This is a genomic window from Microbacterium gallinarum, assembly GCF_014837165.1.
GTDB classification, from domain to species: Bacteria; Actinomycetota; Actinomycetes; order Actinomycetales; family Microbacteriaceae; genus Microbacterium; species Microbacterium gallinarum.
The window spans coordinates 267,199-286,732 of the sequence record NZ_JACSPM010000001.1 but is presented as its reverse complement, the minus strand read 5'-3'; the positions used below and the strand labels follow the sequence as shown (position 1 = coordinate 286,732).

General features: G+C 70.4%; 14 protein-coding genes. 9 read left to right on the top strand and 5 right to left on the bottom strand.

Features of this window, described 5'->3' with window-relative positions; translation table 11 throughout:
• The first annotated feature begins 21 nt into the window (after positions 1-21).
• The gene (locus H9622_RS01350; protein ID WP_404802854.1) at positions 22-2,016 is read left to right on the top strand and encodes an acyltransferase family protein; all 1,995 of its coding nucleotides are present in this window, start codon (positions 22-24) and stop codon (positions 2,014-2,016) included.
• 57 nt (positions 2,017-2,073) lie between these two features.
• Positions 2,074-3,369: a nucleotide sugar dehydrogenase gene (locus H9622_RS01345; protein WP_191763521.1), complete on the top strand. Its 1,296-nt coding sequence runs from the start codon at positions 2,074-2,076 to the stop codon at positions 3,367-3,369.
• Positions 3,370-3,430: 61 nt separating this feature from the next.
• Here H9622_RS01345 and H9622_RS01340 read toward each other — a convergent pair whose 3' ends face one another.
• On the bottom strand, positions 3,431-4,660 hold the full coding sequence (locus tag H9622_RS01340; protein ID WP_191763519.1) for an FG-GAP-like repeat-containing protein: 1,230 nt from the start codon (positions 4,658-4,660) through the stop codon (positions 3,431-3,433).
• Between the two features lie 294 nt (positions 4,661-4,954).
• Between H9622_RS01340 and glf the strand changes: the two genes are divergently transcribed.
• From glf to H9622_RS01325, 3 genes are read left to right on the top strand one after another with little or no spacing between them, the layout of a single operon-like run.
• A complete protein-coding gene (glf, locus tag H9622_RS01335; RefSeq protein ID WP_191763517.1) occupies positions 4,955-6,091 on the top strand; it encodes a UDP-galactopyranose mutase in 1,137 nt (378 codons plus the stop codon).
• Positions 6,092-6,113: 22 nt separating this feature from the next.
• A complete protein-coding gene (locus H9622_RS01330; RefSeq protein ID WP_191763515.1) occupies positions 6,114-6,920 on the top strand; it encodes an ABC transporter permease in 807 nt (268 codons plus the stop codon).
• Positions 6,920-7,666, top strand: coding sequence for an ABC transporter ATP-binding protein (locus H9622_RS01325; protein ID WP_191763513.1), 747 nt, complete (start codon positions 6,920-6,922; stop codon positions 7,664-7,666). The genes H9622_RS01330 and H9622_RS01325 overlap by 1 nt, the downstream gene beginning before the upstream one ends.
• On the opposite strand, the gene H9622_RS01320 is transcribed toward H9622_RS01325, so the two are convergent.
• The 4 genes from H9622_RS01320 to H9622_RS01305 form a co-directional block, all read right to left on the bottom strand.
• Positions 7,651-8,664, bottom strand: a complete 1,014-nt coding sequence (locus tag H9622_RS01320; protein WP_191763511.1) for a glycosyltransferase — start codon at positions 8,662-8,664, stop codon at positions 7,651-7,653. The genes H9622_RS01325 and H9622_RS01320 overlap by 16 nt on opposite strands.
• Complete coding sequence (locus H9622_RS01315) at positions 8,661-10,571, bottom strand: glycosyltransferase (protein ID WP_191763509.1); 1,911 nt, start codon at positions 10,569-10,571, stop codon at positions 8,661-8,663. Before H9622_RS01315 ends, H9622_RS01320 begins: the two co-directional genes overlap by 4 nt.
• Positions 10,572-10,696: 125 nt before the next feature.
• Positions 10,697-12,019 carry an O-antigen ligase family protein gene (locus H9622_RS01310; protein WP_318246987.1) on the bottom strand — a complete coding sequence of 441 codons (1,323 nt, stop codon included), beginning with the start codon at positions 12,017-12,019 and terminating at the stop codon, positions 10,697-10,699.
• On the bottom strand, positions 12,016-13,416 hold the full coding sequence (locus H9622_RS01305; protein ID WP_191763505.1) for an O-antigen ligase family protein: 1,401 nt from the start codon (positions 13,414-13,416) through the stop codon (positions 12,016-12,018). Before H9622_RS01305 ends, H9622_RS01310 begins: the two co-directional genes overlap by 4 nt.
• Before the next feature lie 80 nt (positions 13,417-13,496).
• Here H9622_RS01305 and manA point away from each other — a divergent pair, with 80 nt between their 5' ends.
• The 4 genes from manA to H9622_RS01285 all read left to right on the top strand — a co-directional run bounded on the left by manA (position 13,497) and on the right by H9622_RS01285 (position 19,526).
• Complete coding sequence (gene manA, locus H9622_RS01300) at positions 13,497-14,675, top strand: mannose-6-phosphate isomerase, class I (RefSeq protein WP_191763503.1); 1,179 nt, start codon at positions 13,497-13,499, stop codon at positions 14,673-14,675.
• A 167-nt stretch (positions 14,676-14,842) separates the two neighbouring features.
• Positions 14,843-15,166, top strand: coding sequence for a WhiB family transcriptional regulator (locus tag H9622_RS15950; RefSeq protein WP_191763501.1), 324 nt, complete (start codon positions 14,843-14,845; stop codon positions 15,164-15,166).
• Positions 15,167-15,255: 89 nt separating this feature from the next.
• Positions 15,256-18,111: a glycosyltransferase gene (locus H9622_RS01290; protein ID WP_191763499.1), complete on the top strand. Its 2,856-nt coding sequence runs from the start codon at positions 15,256-15,258 to the stop codon at positions 18,109-18,111.
• On the top strand, positions 18,108-19,526 hold the full coding sequence (locus tag H9622_RS01285; RefSeq protein ID WP_191763497.1) for a DUF5719 family protein: 1,419 nt from the start codon (positions 18,108-18,110) through the stop codon (positions 19,524-19,526). Before H9622_RS01290 ends, H9622_RS01285 begins: the two co-directional genes overlap by 4 nt.
• Positions 19,527-19,534 lie beyond the last annotated feature (8 nt).

The window sequence follows — 19,534 nt, the reverse complement described above, 5'->3', positions numbered from 1 at the left end:
CAACGTGGCTTTCGCACCGATATCCAGGGGCTGCGTGCCGTGGCGGTCGGTCTCGTTGTGCTGTACCACGCCGGGATACCCTTCGTCCCCGGCGGGTACGTCGGCGTGGACGTCTTCTTCGTCATCTCGGGATTCCTCATCTCCAGCCATCTGCTCGAGTCGCTGCAGCGCGACGGGCGGGTGAGTTTCGCGCAGTTCTATGCCCGCCGCGCGCGGCGGATCCTGCCGGCGTCGTTCGTCGTGGCCGCGTTGACGGCCGTCGCCGTCGTCGTGGTCTACCCGCCGCTCGGGGCAGAACGCGTGCTCGGTGACGCCCTCGCCACCGTCCTGTACGTGCCGAACGTCCGATTCGCCATCGAGAACACCGACTACCTCGCCGATCACTCGCCCTCGCCCTATCAGCACTACTGGTCGCTCGGGGTGGAGGAGCAGTTCTACCTGCTCTGGCCGGTCGTCCTGCTTCTGCTGTTCCTCCTCGCTCGCCGACGAGGGCGTACCCTCACCGTCCTGATCGCGACTCTCGCACTCGCGAGCCTCGTCGCCTGCGTCATCCTCACACCCGTGCAGCAGCCCGCCGCGTTCTTCCTGCTCCCGACGCGGGCGTGGGAGCTGCTGGCGGGCGCGCTGGTGGGAATCCTCCTGCAGGAGCGCCGGCGCGCCCATCCGCCCGGGGTCGCCGCGGCCGGCGGCTGGATGGGGGTGGCCATGATCCTCGGCGCGGCGGCGCTGTTCAGCGAAGCGACGGTCTTCCCTGGGTTCGCGGCCATCCTCCCCGTCGCCGGAACGGCGCTCGTCATCTACTTCGGCGTGCAGAGCGCGCCCGGAGGACCGACGGCCGCCCTGTCGGTTCGTCCGATGCAGTTCCTCGGTCTCATCTCGTACTCGCTGTACCTCGTCCACTGGCCGCTGCTGCTGATCCCGCAGGCTGCGGTCGGCGACTCCCGCCCGCTGCCGCTGTGGGCGACGGTGCTGCTCGGCGTCGTGCTCGCGATCCCGCTCGCCTACCTCCTCTACCGCTGGGTGGAGACGCCGCTGCGTGCCCCAGCCGCGCTCACGAGACGCCGCCCACGTGTCACACTCCTCGGCACGGCGGCGGTCACGGCCGTTCTTGCGCTCGGGATCTGGGCGGCGATCGGGTGGGTGTCCACGCGCCCGATGCCGACGGGAGAGGCGGTGGCCGCAGCGCCCGACTTCCCCTCCTCTCCGCCCGCGGCCACAGACTTCGTGCCCGCGAACCTGACTCCGTCGCTGGAGGACGCGGCGACCGACATTCCGCGGCTCTACGCCGACGACTGCCACCACGACACCGGTGTGGAGACGGTTCAGGACTGCGTCTACGGTGCCGCGGATGCACCCGTGCGGATCGCGCTCTTCGGCGACTCCCACTCAGCTCAGTGGTTCCCCGCGATCGACGAGTACGCGCAGGAGCATGGGGAGGTGGCGATCTCGACGTTCACGAAGTCGTCGTGCCCCGCGGTGTCCGCCACCGTGCTGGACAAGAACAGCCCCTATACGTCCTGTGACCGGTGGCGGGACGCGGTCATCGAGCACCTCGTCGCCGACCCTCCCGAACTCGTCATCTTCTCGAGCTACGCCTGGTACGAACTCGCCGGCGTCGATGACGACACGGAGCGTCGCGAGGTATGGGCGGCGGGACTCGCGTCGACTGTCCGTGCACTCACGGCGTCCGGCTCGGAGGTGCTCGTGATCGCCGACACACCGCGCTTCTCCTCCTCGCCACCGGCGTGCGTGTCGGCCGACCCGCTGGACGTCTCGGCGTGCGCGGGAGACCGCAGCCTCGTGCTCGACGAGGCGCTCACCCGTGCCGAGGCGGCCGCGACTGCCGCCGCCGGGGGCGGATTCGCCGACCTCACCGAGTACATCTGCGGCGCTGCGGAGTGCCCGGTCATCGTCGACGACATGCTCGTCTACCGCGACGTGAACCACCTCACATCGACCTACGTGCGATACCTGGAGCCCGCGCTCGCCGAGCCGATCGACGCCCTGCTTCGGTGATGCCGGGTGCCCGCCCGCAGAGACGGGGCGCGCCGCCGCTCATCTAGACTGGAATCCATGCGCATCGCCGTCGTGGCCCTCGGAAAGATCGGCCTTCCCCTCGCCGTCCAGTTCGCCGACTCCGGTCATGACGTCATCGGCGTCGACGTCAACGCGAAGGCGGTTGAGACCATCAACGCCGGTCTCGAACCGTTCCCCGGCGAGGCTCATCTGCAGGAGAAGCTCTCCGCGCTCGTCCCCGCCGGCCGCCTGCGCGCCACCACCGACTACGCCGAGGCCATCCCGGATGCCGACGCCGTCGTGCTCGTCGTCCCGCTCTTCGTGAACGACACCACGTGGGAGCCGGACTTCGCATGGATGGATGCTGCGACCCGCTCGCTCGCCGAGCACCTGACACCCGGCACGCTCGTGTCGTACGAGACGACCCTCCCCGTCGGCACGACCCGCGGGCGCTGGAAGCCGATGCTGGAGGAGGGCTCGGGCCTCACCGAGGGCACCGACTTCCACCTCGTCTTCTCGCCTGAGCGCGTGCTGACCGGCCGCGTCTTCGCCGACCTGCGCAAGTACCCCAAGCTGATCGGGGGCCTGTCCGAGGCCGGCGCCCAGCGAGCACGCGAGTTCTACGAGGCCGTGCTGCAGTTCGACGAGCGCGACGACCTGCCCCGACCGAACGGCGTGTGGGACCTCGGCAGCGCCGAGGCCTCCGAAATGGCCAAGCTCGCCGAGACGACCTACCGCGACGTCAACATCGGACTCGCCAACCAGTTCGGCCTGTTCGCCGCCGAGCACGGCATCGACGTCTACCAGGTCATCGAGGCCTGCAACTCGCAGCCCTACAGCCACATCCACCGCCCGGGCATCGCCGTGGGCGGCCACTGCATCCCGGTGTACCCGCGGCTGTACCTGTCGACCGATCCCGACGCCGACATCGTCCGCACCGCGCGCCTCCTGAACGCTTCCATGCCTGAGCGACTCGTCGCGCAGGCCGCTGGCATCCTCGGGTCGCTCGAGGGCACGCGCGCCGTCGTGCTCGGCGCCGCCTACCGCGGCGGCGTGAAGGAGACCGCGTTCTCGGGCGTCTTCCCGACCGTCGAGGCGCTGAAGTCCCGCGGTGCCGACGTGCGCGTGCATGACCCGCTCTACACCGATGATGAGCTGCGCGCGCTGGGGTTCGAGCCGTACGCCCTCGGCGACGCGGTCGACCTGGCGATCCTGCAGACCGATCACGCGGACTACCGCTCCGTCAGCCCGGCCGATCTGCCCGGCATCCGCCTCATCGTCGACGGTCGCAACGCGACCGATGCTGCGGTCTGGGCAGGCACGCCCCGCATCGTCGTCGGCTCGGCCGCATAGCCGCATAGCCGCATAGCCGCTGAGCCGACGATCGGGGCGCGACCCGGCTCGACCGCCGGGATCATCCGATCGCGGTGTACTGGCCCCACCCGCTGCCGATGGACGACACTGCTCCCCATCCGCCCTTGCCGTTGCCGCGGTAGAGCGAGAGGGTGCCGTCGGCTCGGCGGGCCACCACGTCGGGCGTGCCGTTCCCGTCCATGTCGCCTGCGCCGATGACCGCGGTCATACCCTGCCATCCGCTGCCGACCTTCTTGGCGACGCCCCACGACCCTGACCCGTTCGTGGGGTAGATCCACAGGGAGCCGTCGGCGCGCCGAGCGAGCAGATCGCCGTGCCTGTCGCCATTGAAGTCACCCGCATACAGAACGGCCGTCATCGACCCCCAGCTGTTGCCGACCTGCTTCACGGTGCCTGCGAAGCCGCCGTTGCCGTTGCCGCGGTAGAGGATGAGGTTGCCTGCGGAGTTGACGGCGAGAATATCGGAGCGCCGGTCTCCGTCGAAGTCGAGTCCGCCGATGACGCGCTTCATGCCCTGCCATCCCGCGCCGATGTTCGAGGCCGCGGAGTACGTGCCCGAGCCTGTACCCCGGTAGAGGGCGAAGACGCCATCGGCGCGGATGCGGCCGAGGTCGCTGATGCCGTCACCGCTGAAGTCCCCCATCGTGACCAGCCTGTCGCCCGACGCCCAGCCGGTCACCCCCGTCGTGCTGCTCGCGAAGCCGCCCTTTCCACTACCGCGCTGCACGACGAGCGTGCCGTCCGCCTGCAGCGCGACGACGTCGGCGTTGAAATCGCCATCCGCGTCGCCGGCTCCGGCTGCGGCCGCCGTCTTGCTCATCCCGAAGATCTGCACCCAGTACGCCGAGTAGCACGTGCCCTTCGCGTAGCCGATGCCGACACCGGTGTATCGGGTGTCGAGGATGTTCTTCTTGTGACCGGCGGACCCCATCCAGCCCCGCACGACGTCGGCTGCGGCAGGGTAGCCGGCGGCGATGTTCTCGCCCGTGGACGACCAGCCCGCCGACGCGGTCCTGCTCGAGCGCCACGACGCGCTGCTGTGCGTGAAGGTGCACGTGTTCGCGAGGTGCTGCGCCCACGCCTGCGCGGCCTTGTCGAGAGCGGGGTCGGAGATGAGGGGCTTCACTCCGGCGTTCACGCGCTGCGCGTTGGTCAGGCTGAAGACGGTCGCCGCAGGCCCGGTCGCCGCCGATGCGGCGGGTGCTGTCACCGCCCCTGCGGTCGCGAGCAGGGTGAGGGCGAGGAGAAAGGCAGAGATCTTCGCGCGCATGGGCCGTCCTTCGTACGTCTGGGTGTCGCACTACCGTTGGCCTGTGACGCGTCCCAGGGGAGTCTCGGGACGCGCTTGCGAACACGTTATCCGACCAACCGTCGCGAACACGACCATTCGCTGTCCCCTCTTCGGGGGACAGCGGGGCGGTCGCGCGGCATCGGCGAGCTCCGCGGATCGTGCGGAATCCCAGGTTCGCGGGGCGGCGCTGGGTAGAATCGGGGCTGCGGCGGTGCTCTCTGCCCGCCGCGTCGCCGTGTCTGCGGCACCCGTCTCACGAAAGCGCACAACCGCATGGATCTTCTCGTCGTCGGCTCCGGGTTCTTCGGCCTCACGATCGCAGAGCGGGCCGCGGCATCCGGTCGCAAGGTGACTGTGATCGACCGCCGGCCTCATATCGGCGGCAACGCGTACAGCGAGGACGAGCCGACGACGGGCATCGAGGTGCACCGCTATGGGGCCCACCTGTTCCACACGTCCAACCCGGGGGTGTGGGAGTACGTCAACCGGTTCACGACGTTCACGGACTACGTCCACCGCGTCTACACCAACCACAAGGGCGTCGTGTTCCCGCTGCCCATCAACCTCGGCACCATCAACCAGTTCTTCCAGGCCGCGTACTCGCCCGACGAGGCGCGCGCTCTCGTGCACGAGCTCGCGGGCGAGTTCGACGCGAAGGACGCCGCGAACCTCGAGGAGAAGGGCATCGCCCTGATCGGACGGCCGCTCTACGAGGCGTTCATCCGGGATTACACCGCGAAGCAGTGGCAGACCGACCCCAAGGATCTCCCCGCCGAGATCATCAGCCGCCTGCCGGTGCGCTACACCTACGACAACCGCTACTTCAACGACACGTGGGAGGGCCTGCCGACCGACGGCTACACCGCGTGGCTCGAGCGGATGGCCGACCACCCGAACATCGAGGTGCGCCTCGGCACCGACTTCTTCGACGACTCGCAGCCGTTCCACAAGACGGCGACGGTCGGCCAGCTGCCGGTCGTCTACACCGGCCCGGTCGACCGCTACTTCGACTACGCCGAAGGCGCGTTGTCGTGGCGGACGCTCGACTTCGAGCAGGAGGTGCTCGACGTGGGCGACTTCCAGGGCACCTCGGTGATGAACTACGCCGACGCGGACGTCCCGTACACGCGCATCCACGAGTTCAAGCACTTCCACCCGGAGCGAGCCGACCGCCACCCGTCCGACAAGACCGTCATCATGCGGGAGTTCTCGCGCTTCGCGACGCGCGAGGACGAGCCGTACTACCCGGTGAACACCCCCGACGACCGCGCGGGACTCGTGGCCTACCGCGAGCTCGCCAAGGGTGAGCAGGGCGTGCTCTTCGGCGGACGGCTCGGCACGTACCAGTACCTCGACATGCACATGGCCATCGGCTCGGCGCTGTCCATGTGGAACAACCAGCTCGCCTGAGCCCCGGCCCTAGACTCGCATCGTGACCACAGCGGCTGTCGGCGCCCCCGGATCGCCGAGGCGATATCTCCACTCGCTGTGGCTGCTGTCGGGGCGCGATCTGAAGGTCCGCTACTCGACGAGCGCCCTCGGCTACCTGTGGTCCGTGCTCGATCCGCTCGTCATGAGCGCGATCTACTGGTTCGTCTTCACCCAGATCTTCCAGCGAACCGTCGGTGAGGAGCCGTACATCGTGTTCCTCATCACGGCGCTGCTGCCGTGGGTGTGGTTCAACGTCACGGTCTCCGATTTCACGCGCGCGTTCAACAAGGATGCCCGCCTCGTCCGCTCGACGGCCATCCCGCGCTCGATCTGGGTGAACCGCATCGTGCTGTCCAAGGGCATCGAGTTCCTGTGCTCGCTCCCGGTGCTCGTGCTGTTCGTCGTGGTGGCCTCGTTCGGCCAGACTCCCGTCCAGCTCAACTGGGGACTGCTCCTGTTCCCCGTCGCCGTCGTGCTGCAGGCGGTGCTGCTCGTCGGTCTGGGGCTGCTCGTCGCCCCGCTCTGCGTCATCTGGACCGACCTCGAACGCACGACGAAGCTCATCCTGCGCGCACTGTTCTACGCGTCGCCGGTCATCTACGGCGTCTCCGACCTTCCCGGCGGGTTCGAGGCCCTGGCCGCCTTCAACCCGCTGTCGGGCATCTTCGCGCTCTACCGCGTCGGGTTCTTCCCGGCGGAGTGGGATCCGTGGGTCATAGGCATCGGCGCGCTGATCTCGTTCCTGGTCCTCGCACTGGGGCTGCTCGTGTTCCGCCGGCTCGAGCGTCCCCTCCTGAAGGAGCTGTGATGACGGCCTCCGATCTCGCCATCGAGGTGAAAGATCTCGGTGTGCGGTTCCGCCGCAACCGGCGCGGACGCCGCAGCATCAAGGATCTGTTCGCCGACTCGTCGCGCCGATCCAAGCCGGGCGAGTTCTGGGCGCTGCGAAACGTCAGCTTCCACGTGCGGCCCGGCGAGTCCATCGGCGTGGTCGGCCGCAACGGTCAGGGCAAGAGCACGCTGCTGAAGATGGTCGCCGGCGTCCTGATCCAGGACGAGGGCAGCGTCACCGTCCACGGCGGCGTCGCCCCGCTCATCGAGATCACGGGCGGCTTCGTCGGCGATCTGACGGTTCGCGAGAACGTGCGTCTCACGGCGGGTCTGCACGGGATGCCGCGAGCCGAGGTCTCACGGCGGTTCGACGGGATCATCGACTTCGCCGAGCTGCAGGACTTCGTCGACACCCCCTACAAGCACCTCTCCAACGGCATGAAGGTGCGGCTCGCGTTCGCCGTGGTCTCGCAGCTTGAAGAGCCCATCCTGCTCGTCGACGAGGTGCTCGCCGTCGGCGACAAGGCGTTCCGGGAGAAGTGCTACAGGCGCATCGACGAGCTGCTGACCGAGGGGCGCACGCTGTTCTTCGTCAGTCACAACGAGCGTGACCTGCGGCGCTTCTGCACGCGCGGACTCTACCTCGACAAGGGACGCCTCGCGCTGGATGCGCCCATCGGCGAGGTCCTCGACCGGTACAACGCCGACTACAACGCCGGCTGACCGCCCGGGGCGTCCGCGGCGTCCGAGGCGGCGAGCGGCGGCATCGGCGTCCACGAGGTGTCGCGGGCGATGCGGCGTCCGTCTCGGAGGCCGCGGAAGAGGTTGCTCGTCCCGCGGAATGTGCGCTCGACGAACACCAGGCGGATGAGCTCCTTGCCGAACGTCAGCGCCGTGCCGAGGCCGAACAGCACAGGGCGGTACACATCGAGAGCCCGGTAGTAGTGCTTGATGTACGCACGGTTGCGCATGATGTAGTACCGATACGCGTTGCTCGACGCGTTCAGATGGCGAATGCCCAGGTCCCACTGCTTGATCTCGCGCGTGCGGCGCAGCACGAACTCGTCGACGATGACGGACTGCGTCTTGCGCGACGCGAGCCAGCCGTAGAGCTGGTCGTCCCAGTAGATGAAGAAGCGCGGGTCCGGCAGGCCGATCTGCCGCACGATGTCCCGGTGGATGAACATGCCCTCGAAGCATCCCGAGTTCATCGGCTTGTAGCCCGACTCGTCGAAGCCGGCGGGCGCGAAGGGAATCGGGATGCCGAGGGGCACCGCGACGCGGTACTGCCAGTAGAACTCGCTGCCGTCATAGTCGTAGCGACGGCCCTGGATGCTCTTGAAGCGGGGCGCCCACCTCGCCATCTTCGCGAGGCCATCGGGGATGACCTCGACGTCGTCGTCCATGAGCCAGATCCATTCCGATCCGAGCTCGTACGCGACCCGCATTCCTTCGCTGAACCCGCCGGAGCCACCGGTGTTGGTCTCCATGCGCCGGTACACGAGCGTGGTGCCGATTCGCTCGCGGAACGAGTCCACGACCTCGGTCGTGTCGTCGGTGGACGCGTTGTCGATCACGACGACGTGGCCGGGGCGGGGGTCCATCTGTCCGATGCTGGTGAGCAGGCGGGTCAGTAGCCCCGACCGGTTGAACGTGACGATGGCGATCGTCGCCGACGCGGGGTCGAACGACTGCGCCGTGGGATCGTGCGGATCGGTCAACGCGACTCCTCGAAGGTGCGCTCCCACGCGGCGAGCGAGGTGAGGTCCGGGGCCGCGGCGCGATACTGGGCGGAGAGTTTGGGCCAGTCCCGGCGCAGGCGGCGGTGAAGTCGGTAGCTCTCGGAGAGCATGCGACGGAACTGGCGCCGGTCGCGGGTGTAGACGTTCTTGCCCGATCCGTCGGCGGCGCTGACGAGGGCGCTGTCGTAGACGGGGATGCGCCACCAGTACGCGTCGCCCTTGCCGAATTCGACCTCGGGCTGGGCGATGTTCTCGGGCCGCGGGGCGTGGAACCAGTGCGAGACGAGCGTCGACAGCGTGAACCAGCGCAGGCGCCATCCGGTCGGGTTGTCCAGCTTGTTCACGGAGAGGCGCTTGAACACCACGCGCCCGCGCCGCGCGCGCAGCGGCACGCCGGCATCCTTGTGGATCACGGTCTCGGGGAAGTCGGCCGCGAGCGCGCGGGCCGCAGGCATGGCGGTGGCGAGGTTCGCCCGCATGTGCTCCGGGCCCGACAGGATGTCGTTGAGGGCGCGGTGCCGCAGCGCGACCGGGTAGTACTGCATCATCATCAGATGCTTCATGTCCATGCGACGGCTGTGCCGGATGAGAGTGCCACCACGGGGGACCTGCGAGTGCAGCAGACCCGCCGCGATGCGGTTGCGGGCATGGAAGTAGGCCTGCCAGTCGATCGAGTCGTCCTTGCCCACCCAGGACACGTGCCACAGTGCGACGCCGGGCACCGACACGGTCGGGTAGCCGGCCTCGCGCGCACGGAGGCAGAACTCCGCGTCGTCCCACTTGATGAAGGCGGGGAGGGGGAGGCCGACCTCGCGGATCACGGAGACCGGGATGCTGCACATCCACCAGCCGTTGTAGTCGGCGTCGAGGCGCATGTGCAGCATCGGCGTCTGGCGCAGGTTCGCGACGCTGAAGTCGTGCGGCAGCTTCTCCTGGTAGAGCGCGCGCCACATGAACGGCTCTTCGTCGACCACCTCGGCCCATGCGTGCAGCTTGGGGCGGTCGAGCAGGTCGAACATGTGCGCGCCGACGATGGTGGGAACCGTGGCGAAGCGCGAGAAGATGATCGACCGGCGCACGGACTCTGGCTCGAGGCGCACGTCGTCGTCCATCAGCTGCACGAACTCGGTGTCGGGCCGCGCGAGGCTCTCGGCCATGACGCGCGCGAAGCCGCCCGACCCGCCGAGGTTCGGCTGCGTCACGATCTCGAGGGTTTCGCCGAGCGCCTCGGCCACCACCGTGAACCCGGGCTGCGCGTCGACCCGGCGATCGCCCTGGTCGACGATGAAGATGCGGTCGACGAGCTCGAGCACGTCGGGGGACTCCGACAGGTTGGTGAGCGTCCAGACGCAGTAGTCCGGCTTGTTGAACGTGGTGATGCCGATGGAGGCCTTGCCCCTGCGCGCCGGCTCCTGCTCGGTCGACCACTCAGCGCCCTCGAAGAGCGCACTCTTCTCGTCGGCGACGATGTCGAACCAGATGAACCCGCCGTCGCTGTACTGATCGAGGACCAGGTCGAACGTCGTCGCGGCGGCGCCGTCGACCTCCTTCGTGTCGAGGCGCTGGCGGACGCCCGAGCCGTTCGACCGGTACACGAGGATCGTCGCCGGGCCGACCGTGCGGACGGTGAGGCGCACGTCCCGGACCGTGGTCCAGTGCTGCCAGTACGCGGCCGGGAACGCGTTGAAGTACGTGCCGAACGACACCCGACGGCCGGCGAGGATGCGTGCGGACGTGCGGCCCAGGATGTTCCCCAGGTGCGCCCGGCTCGACACGCGCACCGGCTCCTCGTCGATGACCGACCACGTCTCGGGGTCGACGTAGAGGGGGAGGAGGTCGGGATCGCGATCCGTCGGGAAGACGACGTTCTGAAGGATGTGGGTCACGTGAAGAGCTCCCGTATGCAGGCTGGCGCGAGGCGTCGGGCCGAGAGTGAAGCTTACCCTGCCGATCTGCGCGACTCCCTGGGTGTGCAGGCGTGCGGGCCCGTGCGGCGGCGCGGTCTACGTCGTCAGAGGCGCTCGCCGTCGTGAGGCAGGCCGGACGTCTCGGACGCGGCGTCGATGCGCTCCCGCCACGACCGCGACAGTCCGGCCCGCACGGCGCACAGCACGAGCATCAGCCAGCCGATGCCCACCAGGGTGAAGCTCTCGAACATCGAGTCGACGAGCAGCGCGATCAGGATGAGCGGCGTCCACGCGTAGATGACGGAGCGGCGCTCGCTCGCGGCCAGCCAGGAGCGTACGAGCGCCGTCGCGGCGAGCGCGATGAACAGGATCAGTCCCACCCATCCCAGCTGCAGGAGCACGTCGAAGAAGGCATTCAGACCGGTGGCGTGCGTCGACTCGAGGAAGTAGTTGATGAAGCTGAAGGGCTGCTCGCGCGGCGCCCACGCGCCGTACCAGCCCCAGCCCTGCACCGGTCGCGAGCGCACCAGATCGACCATGACGTTCCACAGGTCGACGCGCATCGAGAAGTCGGTGCCGGCGCCGAGCCACGCGATGATCGGGTGCCGCGCGACGTATCCGACGGCGACGCCGATGACGACGGCCGCGCCGAGCGCGAGCTGCAGGGCGCCGCGATGCTCGGGCCGGGTGTGCCTCACCCACGCGAGCGCGCCGACCGAGAGCCCGACGCCGACGGCCAGCACGAGCACGGTGGGCGAGTCGCTCAGTGCGGCGAGGCCGCCGGCGAGCACGACCGAGGCGATGGAGACGCCGGGACGCACGGACTGCGTGCGCCACTCGATCAGGAAGGTGATGAGCGCGAGGACGGCCACGAACCCGAGCATGTTGCGGGTGCCGAAGATGCCCTGCACCGGGCCGAGCTGGGCGAGGTTGCCCTGCACCCCGAGGAACCGGAAGGGGAGGTCGAGCAGCACGCCCGACAGCACCTCGACGCCCAGCGAGACGGCGAGCAGGACGCGCAGGACGTCGCCGAGTGCGCGCGCCGTCTGCAGCGTGTCGCGGATGTGGCCGATCACGATCGCGAGGAACGCGAGCGCGGCAGTGGTGATCCAGCTCAGGAACGAGGTGGTGGCATCGGTGCTCCAGAACACGCTGAGCAGCGACCATCCGACGAGGACGACGAGTGTCGTGGGCACGAGCCGGACGAGCGAGATCTCCTGCCGGCGCACGATGAGCACGCCCGCGCCGATGACGCACAGCCCCGCGATGATCGTGATGTAGGTGACGCGGCCCGCGAGCCGCTCGATCGCGACCGAGGCGAAGACAGCGCCGAGCACCGAGAGCGTGTAGGCGCGCGCGAACGACGCCGAGCCCAGCAGCGTGCTCAGCCACCCGGCGTGGCCGGGGCGAGCCGGCGGCGCCGTCACGGCTCCTGCTTCTCGGGTTCGCCGCGCTCGATCGCGGCACTCTGCTCGGCGGGGCCTTCGCCGACGTGCGGCGACTGCTTGATCTTGGAGCCGAGCATCACCACGAACAGCCATCCCCACAGCAGGAGGGGAGAGGACTCCGCGAGTCCCTGCACCAGCACGATCGCCCCGACCAGCGTCGGCAGAAGGGTGAGCGACGAGTACGGGCGGTCGTCGCGCAGGTCCCAGCGCGGCCGGTCGACAGCGAAGAACCAGGAGCGCCAGACGAAGGCGAGGTAGAGCAGACCGAGCAGGACGACGCCGACGATGCCCAGCTGCATCCGGATGTCCACCCACATGTTGTGGGCCTGCAGCACGGTCTGGCCGTGGTCGATGATCCAGCCGTCGAATGCAGGGTCCCACGGCGCCCAGGGCGTCGCGTAGCCCCAGCCGATCCACGGGCGCTCGGACGCACGCTCGAGCACCTTCTCCCAGATCGTCTCGCGTCCGGTGAGGTCGGAGTCGCGGCCCAGGGCGCTGAAGATCGTGGTGCGGAAGAAGAACAGCGCAGCCAGTCCGCCGATCCCGACGACGGCGTAGCCGAGGTAATAGCGCGTCCGCTCGCCCGGCCGCCGCGCACGCCGCATCAGCAGGACGGTGGCCAGAACCACGAGAACGCCTGCGGCGGCGACGTAGGCGGTCGCAGACGAGGCGCGGTAGAAGAGGTAGGCGGACACGGCGATCCAGGCCCACAGCAGTGCCCGGCGCGGCGCCCTCGCGGCGATGCGGATCGCGAACACGATGATCGCCAGCAGCGCGACGGGACCGAGCAGGTTGGCGTTGCCCATGATCCCCTGGATGCGCGCGCCCCAGTCGAAGAGGTTGTTGCGCGACCAGTACTCGATGGGGTCGTCGGCCGTACCCACGACGAAGCCCGGCAGGACCGGCGCCTGCACGAAGACCGACACCCACAGCTCGAACAGGATCGACAGTGCGATCACCCATTTGAGAGCGGATGCCGCGGCCCTCACGAGCTCGCGCCAGGTGAGCACGCTCCCGATGAAGAGCGCCTGGATGGTCGTGATCCACAGCAGCAGAAGGGTGAGCGCCGTCGTCTGGGGCCAGGCGGACCAGATGAGCGAGAGCGTCGCCCACGCGACGTAGGCCACGACGAACCACGGCAGGCGCGGCCAGTGCACCGGCGGGCGGATGACGAACCACAGGATGACCGACAGGATGCCGCCCGCGATCGTGATGACCGCAGCGGTCAGCTCTCCGAACGCATGCACCCAGGCCGTGCCCGACAGCGACATGAGCATCACGAAGATGCACCATCCGCGCAGCATGAGGTGCCCCGTCTTCTCACGGACCGGGGGAGCCGGCGGCGCCGCCGCGGGGTGCTTCGAGTGGACGGCCATCGCATCACAGGCTACCCCCGACCCCGTGCGGGACCCCGCCAGGAGCAGGCCGTCGCAAGCACGCCGTCTACGCTGGATCCATGCTCGTTCCGTTGACGAACGACCCGCGGGCGTACGCCTGGGGATCGACGACCCTCATCCCCGACCTGGTCGGCCGCGCGCCGTCCGGCGGACCGGAGGCGGAGGTGTGGTTCGGCGACCATCCGGCCGACCCCGCGGTGACCGCGGACGGCCGCACCCTCGACGCCTGGCTCGCCCAGGACGGAGCCGCGGTCGGATCTCCGGCGCAGCTCCCCTATCTCCTCAAGCTGCTGGCCGCGGCATCCCCTCTCTCGATCCAGGCCCACCCGTCCAAGACGCAGGCCGCAGCGGGATTCGCGCGGGAGGAGGACGCCGGCATTCCCCGGGATGCCGCGGACCGCACGTACCGCGACGCCAACCACAAGCCCGAGCTGATCGTCGCGGTGAGCGAAGAGTTCCACGCGCTCGCGGGACTGCGCGACCTCGCCGCCACCCGCCGGCTGATCGACGTGCTCGGACCCGGAGCCCGCCCCCTCGCCGAGCGCCTGGCGGCGGCGGACGATTCGCTGGCCGGTGTGCTCGGCTGGGTGCTGACCGATGAGGCGGCGCCCGACGTGCGCGCGGTCATCGACGCGGCGACAGCGGCGGACTCGGAGGAATTCGCAGCCGAACTCGAGCTCGTCCGCGCGATGGACGCTCAATTCGCCGGCGACCCGGGGATCGTCGTGGCGCTCCTCATGAACCGGATCACCCTTCGGCAGGGTGAGGGCCTGTTCGTGCCCGCAGGGGTGCTTCACGCCTATCTCAGCGGTCTTGGCGTCGAGATCATGGCCGCGAGTGACAACGTCGTGCGGGGTGGCCTGACTCCGAAGCACATCGACGTCGCCGAACTGATGACCGTCGTCGACCCGCGGCCGGGTGCAGTGGACATCGTCCGCCCGCGGCGCGTGGCTGATGGCGTCGATCGCTTCGACGTCCCGGTGGCCGACTTCTCCCTGGACCGGGTGCAGGCGGCCGCCGATGAGCGGCATGTCACGGTAGGCGGTCCGGCGATCGCGTTGGCCACCTCGGGTGAGCTCGTCGTGGCGGGAACGTCCTCCGGTGCGTCGCTCACGCTGCGCCCCGGGCAGGCGGCGTTCGTCACGCCCGACGAACGGTCCGTGCGCGTCACCGGAGACGGCGAGCTGTTCCTCGCCGCACCGGGGGAGGTTCGCGTCGGCCGAAGCCGCCGGGGGTGAGTTCTCATCCGACCGTTATGAAGTGCGACACGCCGTCGGCGCGTCGCAAAAGTTCAAGACGGACTTGAGGCTTTAGTATCTGCGACTTGACCTCGGTGAACTACACGGGTGTAATTACTCGTACACGCACACCGCGTGCAGGGGGATTTCCCGGGGGGAAGAACGAGATGACGGCATCGCAATACCGTTCAGGCGTTCCCGACAACTGGTTCGTCGATCCGGTGCAGCTCGGGGTTCCGGGCGTACGCCGGCCGGTCGAGGGCGAGGACGACAATCCCCTCGCGTGGCAGACCGACGCACTGTGCTCGCAGACGGATCCCGAAGCGTTCTTCCCCGAGAAGGGCGGCTCGACCCGCGACGCCAAACGCGTCTGCGCGTCGTGCGACGTCCGGGGCGAATGCCTCGAGTACGCGCTGCAGAACGACGAGCGCTTCGGCATCTGGGGCGGCCTGAGTGAGCGCGAACGCCGCAAGCTCAAGCGTCGCGCCTGACTCTGCGGGGCGCTGACCTGTCCTCGATCCGGCGGACGCGGCGCGTGCGTCGCGGACCGCTCCTCTCGGCCGCTTAGGCTGACGGGGTCATGCCCGCTCGAGTCCACGCCATTCTCGTCGTGCGTCCCGACGGTCGCACACCCGCCGCGTACCACCTGCGGCGAACGCTCGCCGCTCTCGCCGAACAGACGCGCCCGGTCGATGTCCTCACGCTCGTTCTCTGCGGCGGCGACGACATCCTCGCCGAGGTGGCGGCGTCCTCCGGCGCCGAGTCGGTCGTGACCGCCCCCGCGTCGACGGGGTATGCGGCTGCAGTCGCCCTGGTGTCTCCGCGGCTGGACGGCGACGCGGTCTGGCTCCTCGCGCAGGACACCGCACCCGAACGCGACGCGCTCGCCCGGCTCGCCGGCGCCCTCGAGCTCGCGCCGTCGGTGGCGTGCATAGCCCCGAAGCTCGTCCGCTGGGACGACCGCTCCGAGATCGTGTCCCTCGGCGTCGGCATGACGCGCCTCGGCCGCGCTGTGGGCTTCGCCGACGGCGAGCTCGACCAGGGGCAGCACGACGGTCGCGACGATGTGCTCGGCGCGGATGTGCGCGGACTCCTGGTGCGCGCCGACGCCTGGCGCGAACTCGGAGGGCTCGACCCCGCGCTGGCCGGAGCCGACGAGGGTCTCGATCTCGGGGTGCGCGCCCGCCTGGCCGGCGCGCGGGTATCGCTCGCCCCGACGGCCATCGTGGCCACCGCCGGAGACGGCGTCGCCGGAGCGCCGACGCCGCTGACGGCCCAGCGTCGGCGACGGGCGACGTTCTCGGCGCGCGTCGCGCAGCTGCACCGGCGCCTCGTCTACGCGCACATCGCCGCCGTGCCGTTCCTGTGGCTCTCGATCCTTCCCCTCGCGCTGTGGCGGACCGTCGTCGATCTGCTGCGCAAAGAGCCGGGCAGCATCCTGCCCGAATGGGGAGCGGCCATCCTCGTCATGGTCAGGCAGGCCGCGGTGGCGCGCTCGCGCCGCCGCCTCTCCGGACCCCGTCGCGTCTCGTGGGCGCAGCTCCAGCCGCTGCGCACGACGGGCAACGAGCTGAGCCAGAGGTTCGGCGACGAACCGGACCCCGGTCCCGCGGGTGCCCACCGGCGCGGTGAGCTGCGCTTCTTCGCCGGCGGCGGAGCGTGGCTCGTCCTCGCGTCGCTCGTGGTGGGGGTCGCGGCGTTCCCTGCGCTGCTGGCATGGCCGGTGCTGGGCGGGGGAGCGCTCCAGCCGCTGCGCACCACCGTGGTGCAGCTGTGGGCGGACGCCGCGTTCGGTCAGCGCGCGCTGGGCCTCGACACGATCGGACCCGCGGACCCGTTCGCCGCCGTCATCGCCCTGCTCGGGTCCCTCTCGCCGTGGGAGCCGTCGCGCGCCCTCGTCGTGCTGTGGGTCCTCGCCCTGCCGCTCGCGGCGCTCGGCGGATGGTTCGCCTCGACCCGCGTCACCGACCGATCGATGCTGCGTCTGGCCGGCGGCGCACTGTGGGCGCTCTCGCCGACGTTCCTCATCGCCCTGACACAGGGGCGCCCCACCGCGGTCATCGCTCACCTCCTGCTTCCCTGGCTCTTCCTCGCCGGATCGGTCGCGCATCGGTCCTGGGCCGGCGCGGGCGCGGCATCCCTCCTCCTCGCCGCCGTCCTGGCGGTCGCCCCCTCCCTCGCCCCGGCCTTCGCCGTGGTGTGGGCCGCGTCCATCGTGCTCGCCGTGGTCCTGCGCGGCGGACGGGGCGTCGCGCGCCTGATCTGGGCGGTGGTGCCGTCGATCGTGATCTTCGCGCCGCTGGTGTGGACCACGATCCGCCGCGGCGAGGCGTGGGGGCTGCTGTCCGACCCGGGGATGCCGTGGGCCGGCCCGCAGGTGGCGGCCGACGCCGCCGGTCGCGCCCTGCTGGCGGCAGGCATCCCGACCTCCGATCTCGCCGGCTGGACGACCTTCGTTCCCGCCGGCTTCCCGACGTGGTGGGTGCCGCTGCTCGCCGCGCCGGTCGCGCTCCTCGCGCTCGCGGCCCCGCTCACGCAGCGGTGGGCCGCGGGCATCGTGCTGCTGGCGCTCACGGCCGTCGGGCTCGGCACGGCGTTCGCGGCCGTCGGGGTCGCCGTGTCGTTCGAGCAGTCGATCCCGGTGGCGGTCTGGGCGGGTTGCGGGCTCAGCCTCGCGTGGCTCGGTGCCGTCGGCGGGGCCCTGGTCACGCTGGACGCCGGCCTCGCACCGCGCCTCGCGATCGCGCGCGGACTCGCCGCAGCCGTCGTGCTCGCCGCGGTCGCGCTGCTGGCGCTTCCGTCGCTCACCGCCCTCGCGCGAGGCACCGCGCTGCTCACGAACGGACCCGCGAGCACGCTCCCCGCGTACGTGGCCGCCGAGGGCCGCGACGACCCGGATGTCGGCACGATCGTGCTGACGCCGCAGAACGTCTCCGGCATCTCCGCGCGCGTCGTGTGGGGCGGCGGCGAGACGCTGGGCGGCCAGACGACCCTGCTCTCGACGCGTTCCGAGACGTCGGCCGACGACTCCGTCATCGCCGAGCTCGCCGCCGACCTCGCGACATCGTCCGCCGAGAACGTCGTCTCGGAGCTCGCCGGTCACGGCGTCGGGTTCGTCCTGCTCGCGCCCGCGCTGCCGCCCGAATCCGACGCAGCGCGCGCGATGCGGCTCTCGGTGACCACCTCGCTCGACCAGCGCGACACCCTCGACTCGGTCGGTGAGACCGCCAAGGGCACGCTGTGGCGCGTCACCACCGAGGTGGCGGCTCGCCCGTCGGTCCCCGCCGCGGTGCACGTCACGGCGAGCCTCGTGGCCGGCACGCAGCTCGCCGTGCTCGCCGCGGCGCTGCTCCTCGCCCTTCCGACCGCCGCCTCGCGACGAGAGGCGAAGCGCACGCCGCGCGTCGTCGGACCCTACTGGCAGGAGGGCCGATGAGCGATCGCCGCGTGTTCCGCTGGGCGACCACCAGCACACGGCTGCTGGCCGGTACCGCCGTCTCGGCTCTCGCCGCGGTGGCCGTCGTGACCGCGGTCTCCGTTCCCTGGCCGACGCTCACGCGCGAGCCGCTGAGCATCTCGACGCTGCCCGCTCCCTCGGCATCTGTCGTGTCATGCGACGGCGGGCTGCTCTCCGTCGGCCGCGACAGCGCGGACGTCGACGCGATCTCGCTCGCGAAGCGACAGGTCCTCACGAGCGGCGTCAGTGAAGGCGCCCAGGATCCGCAGGAGCAGGTGCTGGACGTACCCGGCCTGCCGGAGGGCGACGGACCCACGGTCTTCACCGCTCCGCCGCGCGAGCGGGAGCGCGTCGACCTGGCGGCGGCCGGCTCCGCGACGGCGACCGACGACGACCTCGCCGGCTACGCGGCCTCGGCGTGCCGGCCGCCCCTGCTGGAGTCGTGGCTGGTGGGCGGCTCCGGTGAGACCGGCGCGTCCGACCTCGTCCTGCTCGCCAATCCCGGCGTCGTCCCCGCCCGCGTGCAGCTCACGGTGTACGGCGCCGAAGGTCCGACGACGCCGCCGGGCGGCACCGACCTCGTCGTTCCCGCCGGCGAGCAGCGCGTCGTCGCGCTGGCCGGCCTGCTGATCGGCGAGGCCAGCCCCGTCGTGCGCGTATCGGCCGTCGGGGCGGCCGTCCACGCCTCGCTGCAGGCGAGTATCACGCGCACCCTGACTCCCGGCGGCGTGGACCAGGTCGGCGTGGTGGCCGAGCCGCAGGCGGTCCAGACGATCACCGGCGTCGCGGTCACACGCAACCCGGGGGCCGAGGGCGCCTCCGATGCCGCGACCGTGCTGCGCATTCTGTCGCCCTCCGCCGACGCGACTGCGAAGATCACGGTCACGGCCACCGGGCGCGACGAACCGTCCCTCGAGCCCGACGACGTCCCGCTCACCGCCGGAGAGCCGGTCGAGGTCGACCTCGGCGGTCTCGCGCGGGGCACCTACACGGTCGAGGTGACCGCCGACACGCCACTGGTCTCGGCGGTGTGGCAGGCGACCGGGTTCGAGGAGGGGGACGACTTCGCCTGGTACACCCCGTCGCCGCTCATCAGCGTGCCGAGCCTGTTCGCGGTGCCGTCCGGCCCGCCGCCCGCGCTGACGCTTGTCAACCCCGGCGACGAGCCCGCCGAGGTGTCGGTGACGTCCGCCGACGGCTCGTATCGACTCGAGCTCGCCGTCCCCGCGAACGGGAGCATGACCGCCCGTCTGTCCACGCGGACGGTCTACGTGCTCGATCCCGGCACCAGCGAGGTGCGCGCGGGGCTCTCGCTGACCGGCAACGGCGCGCTCGCGGGCATTCCGGTATGGCCGGCGGATGCCGCGTCCCCCGAGATCGTCGTCTACCCGTAGGAGCGCTC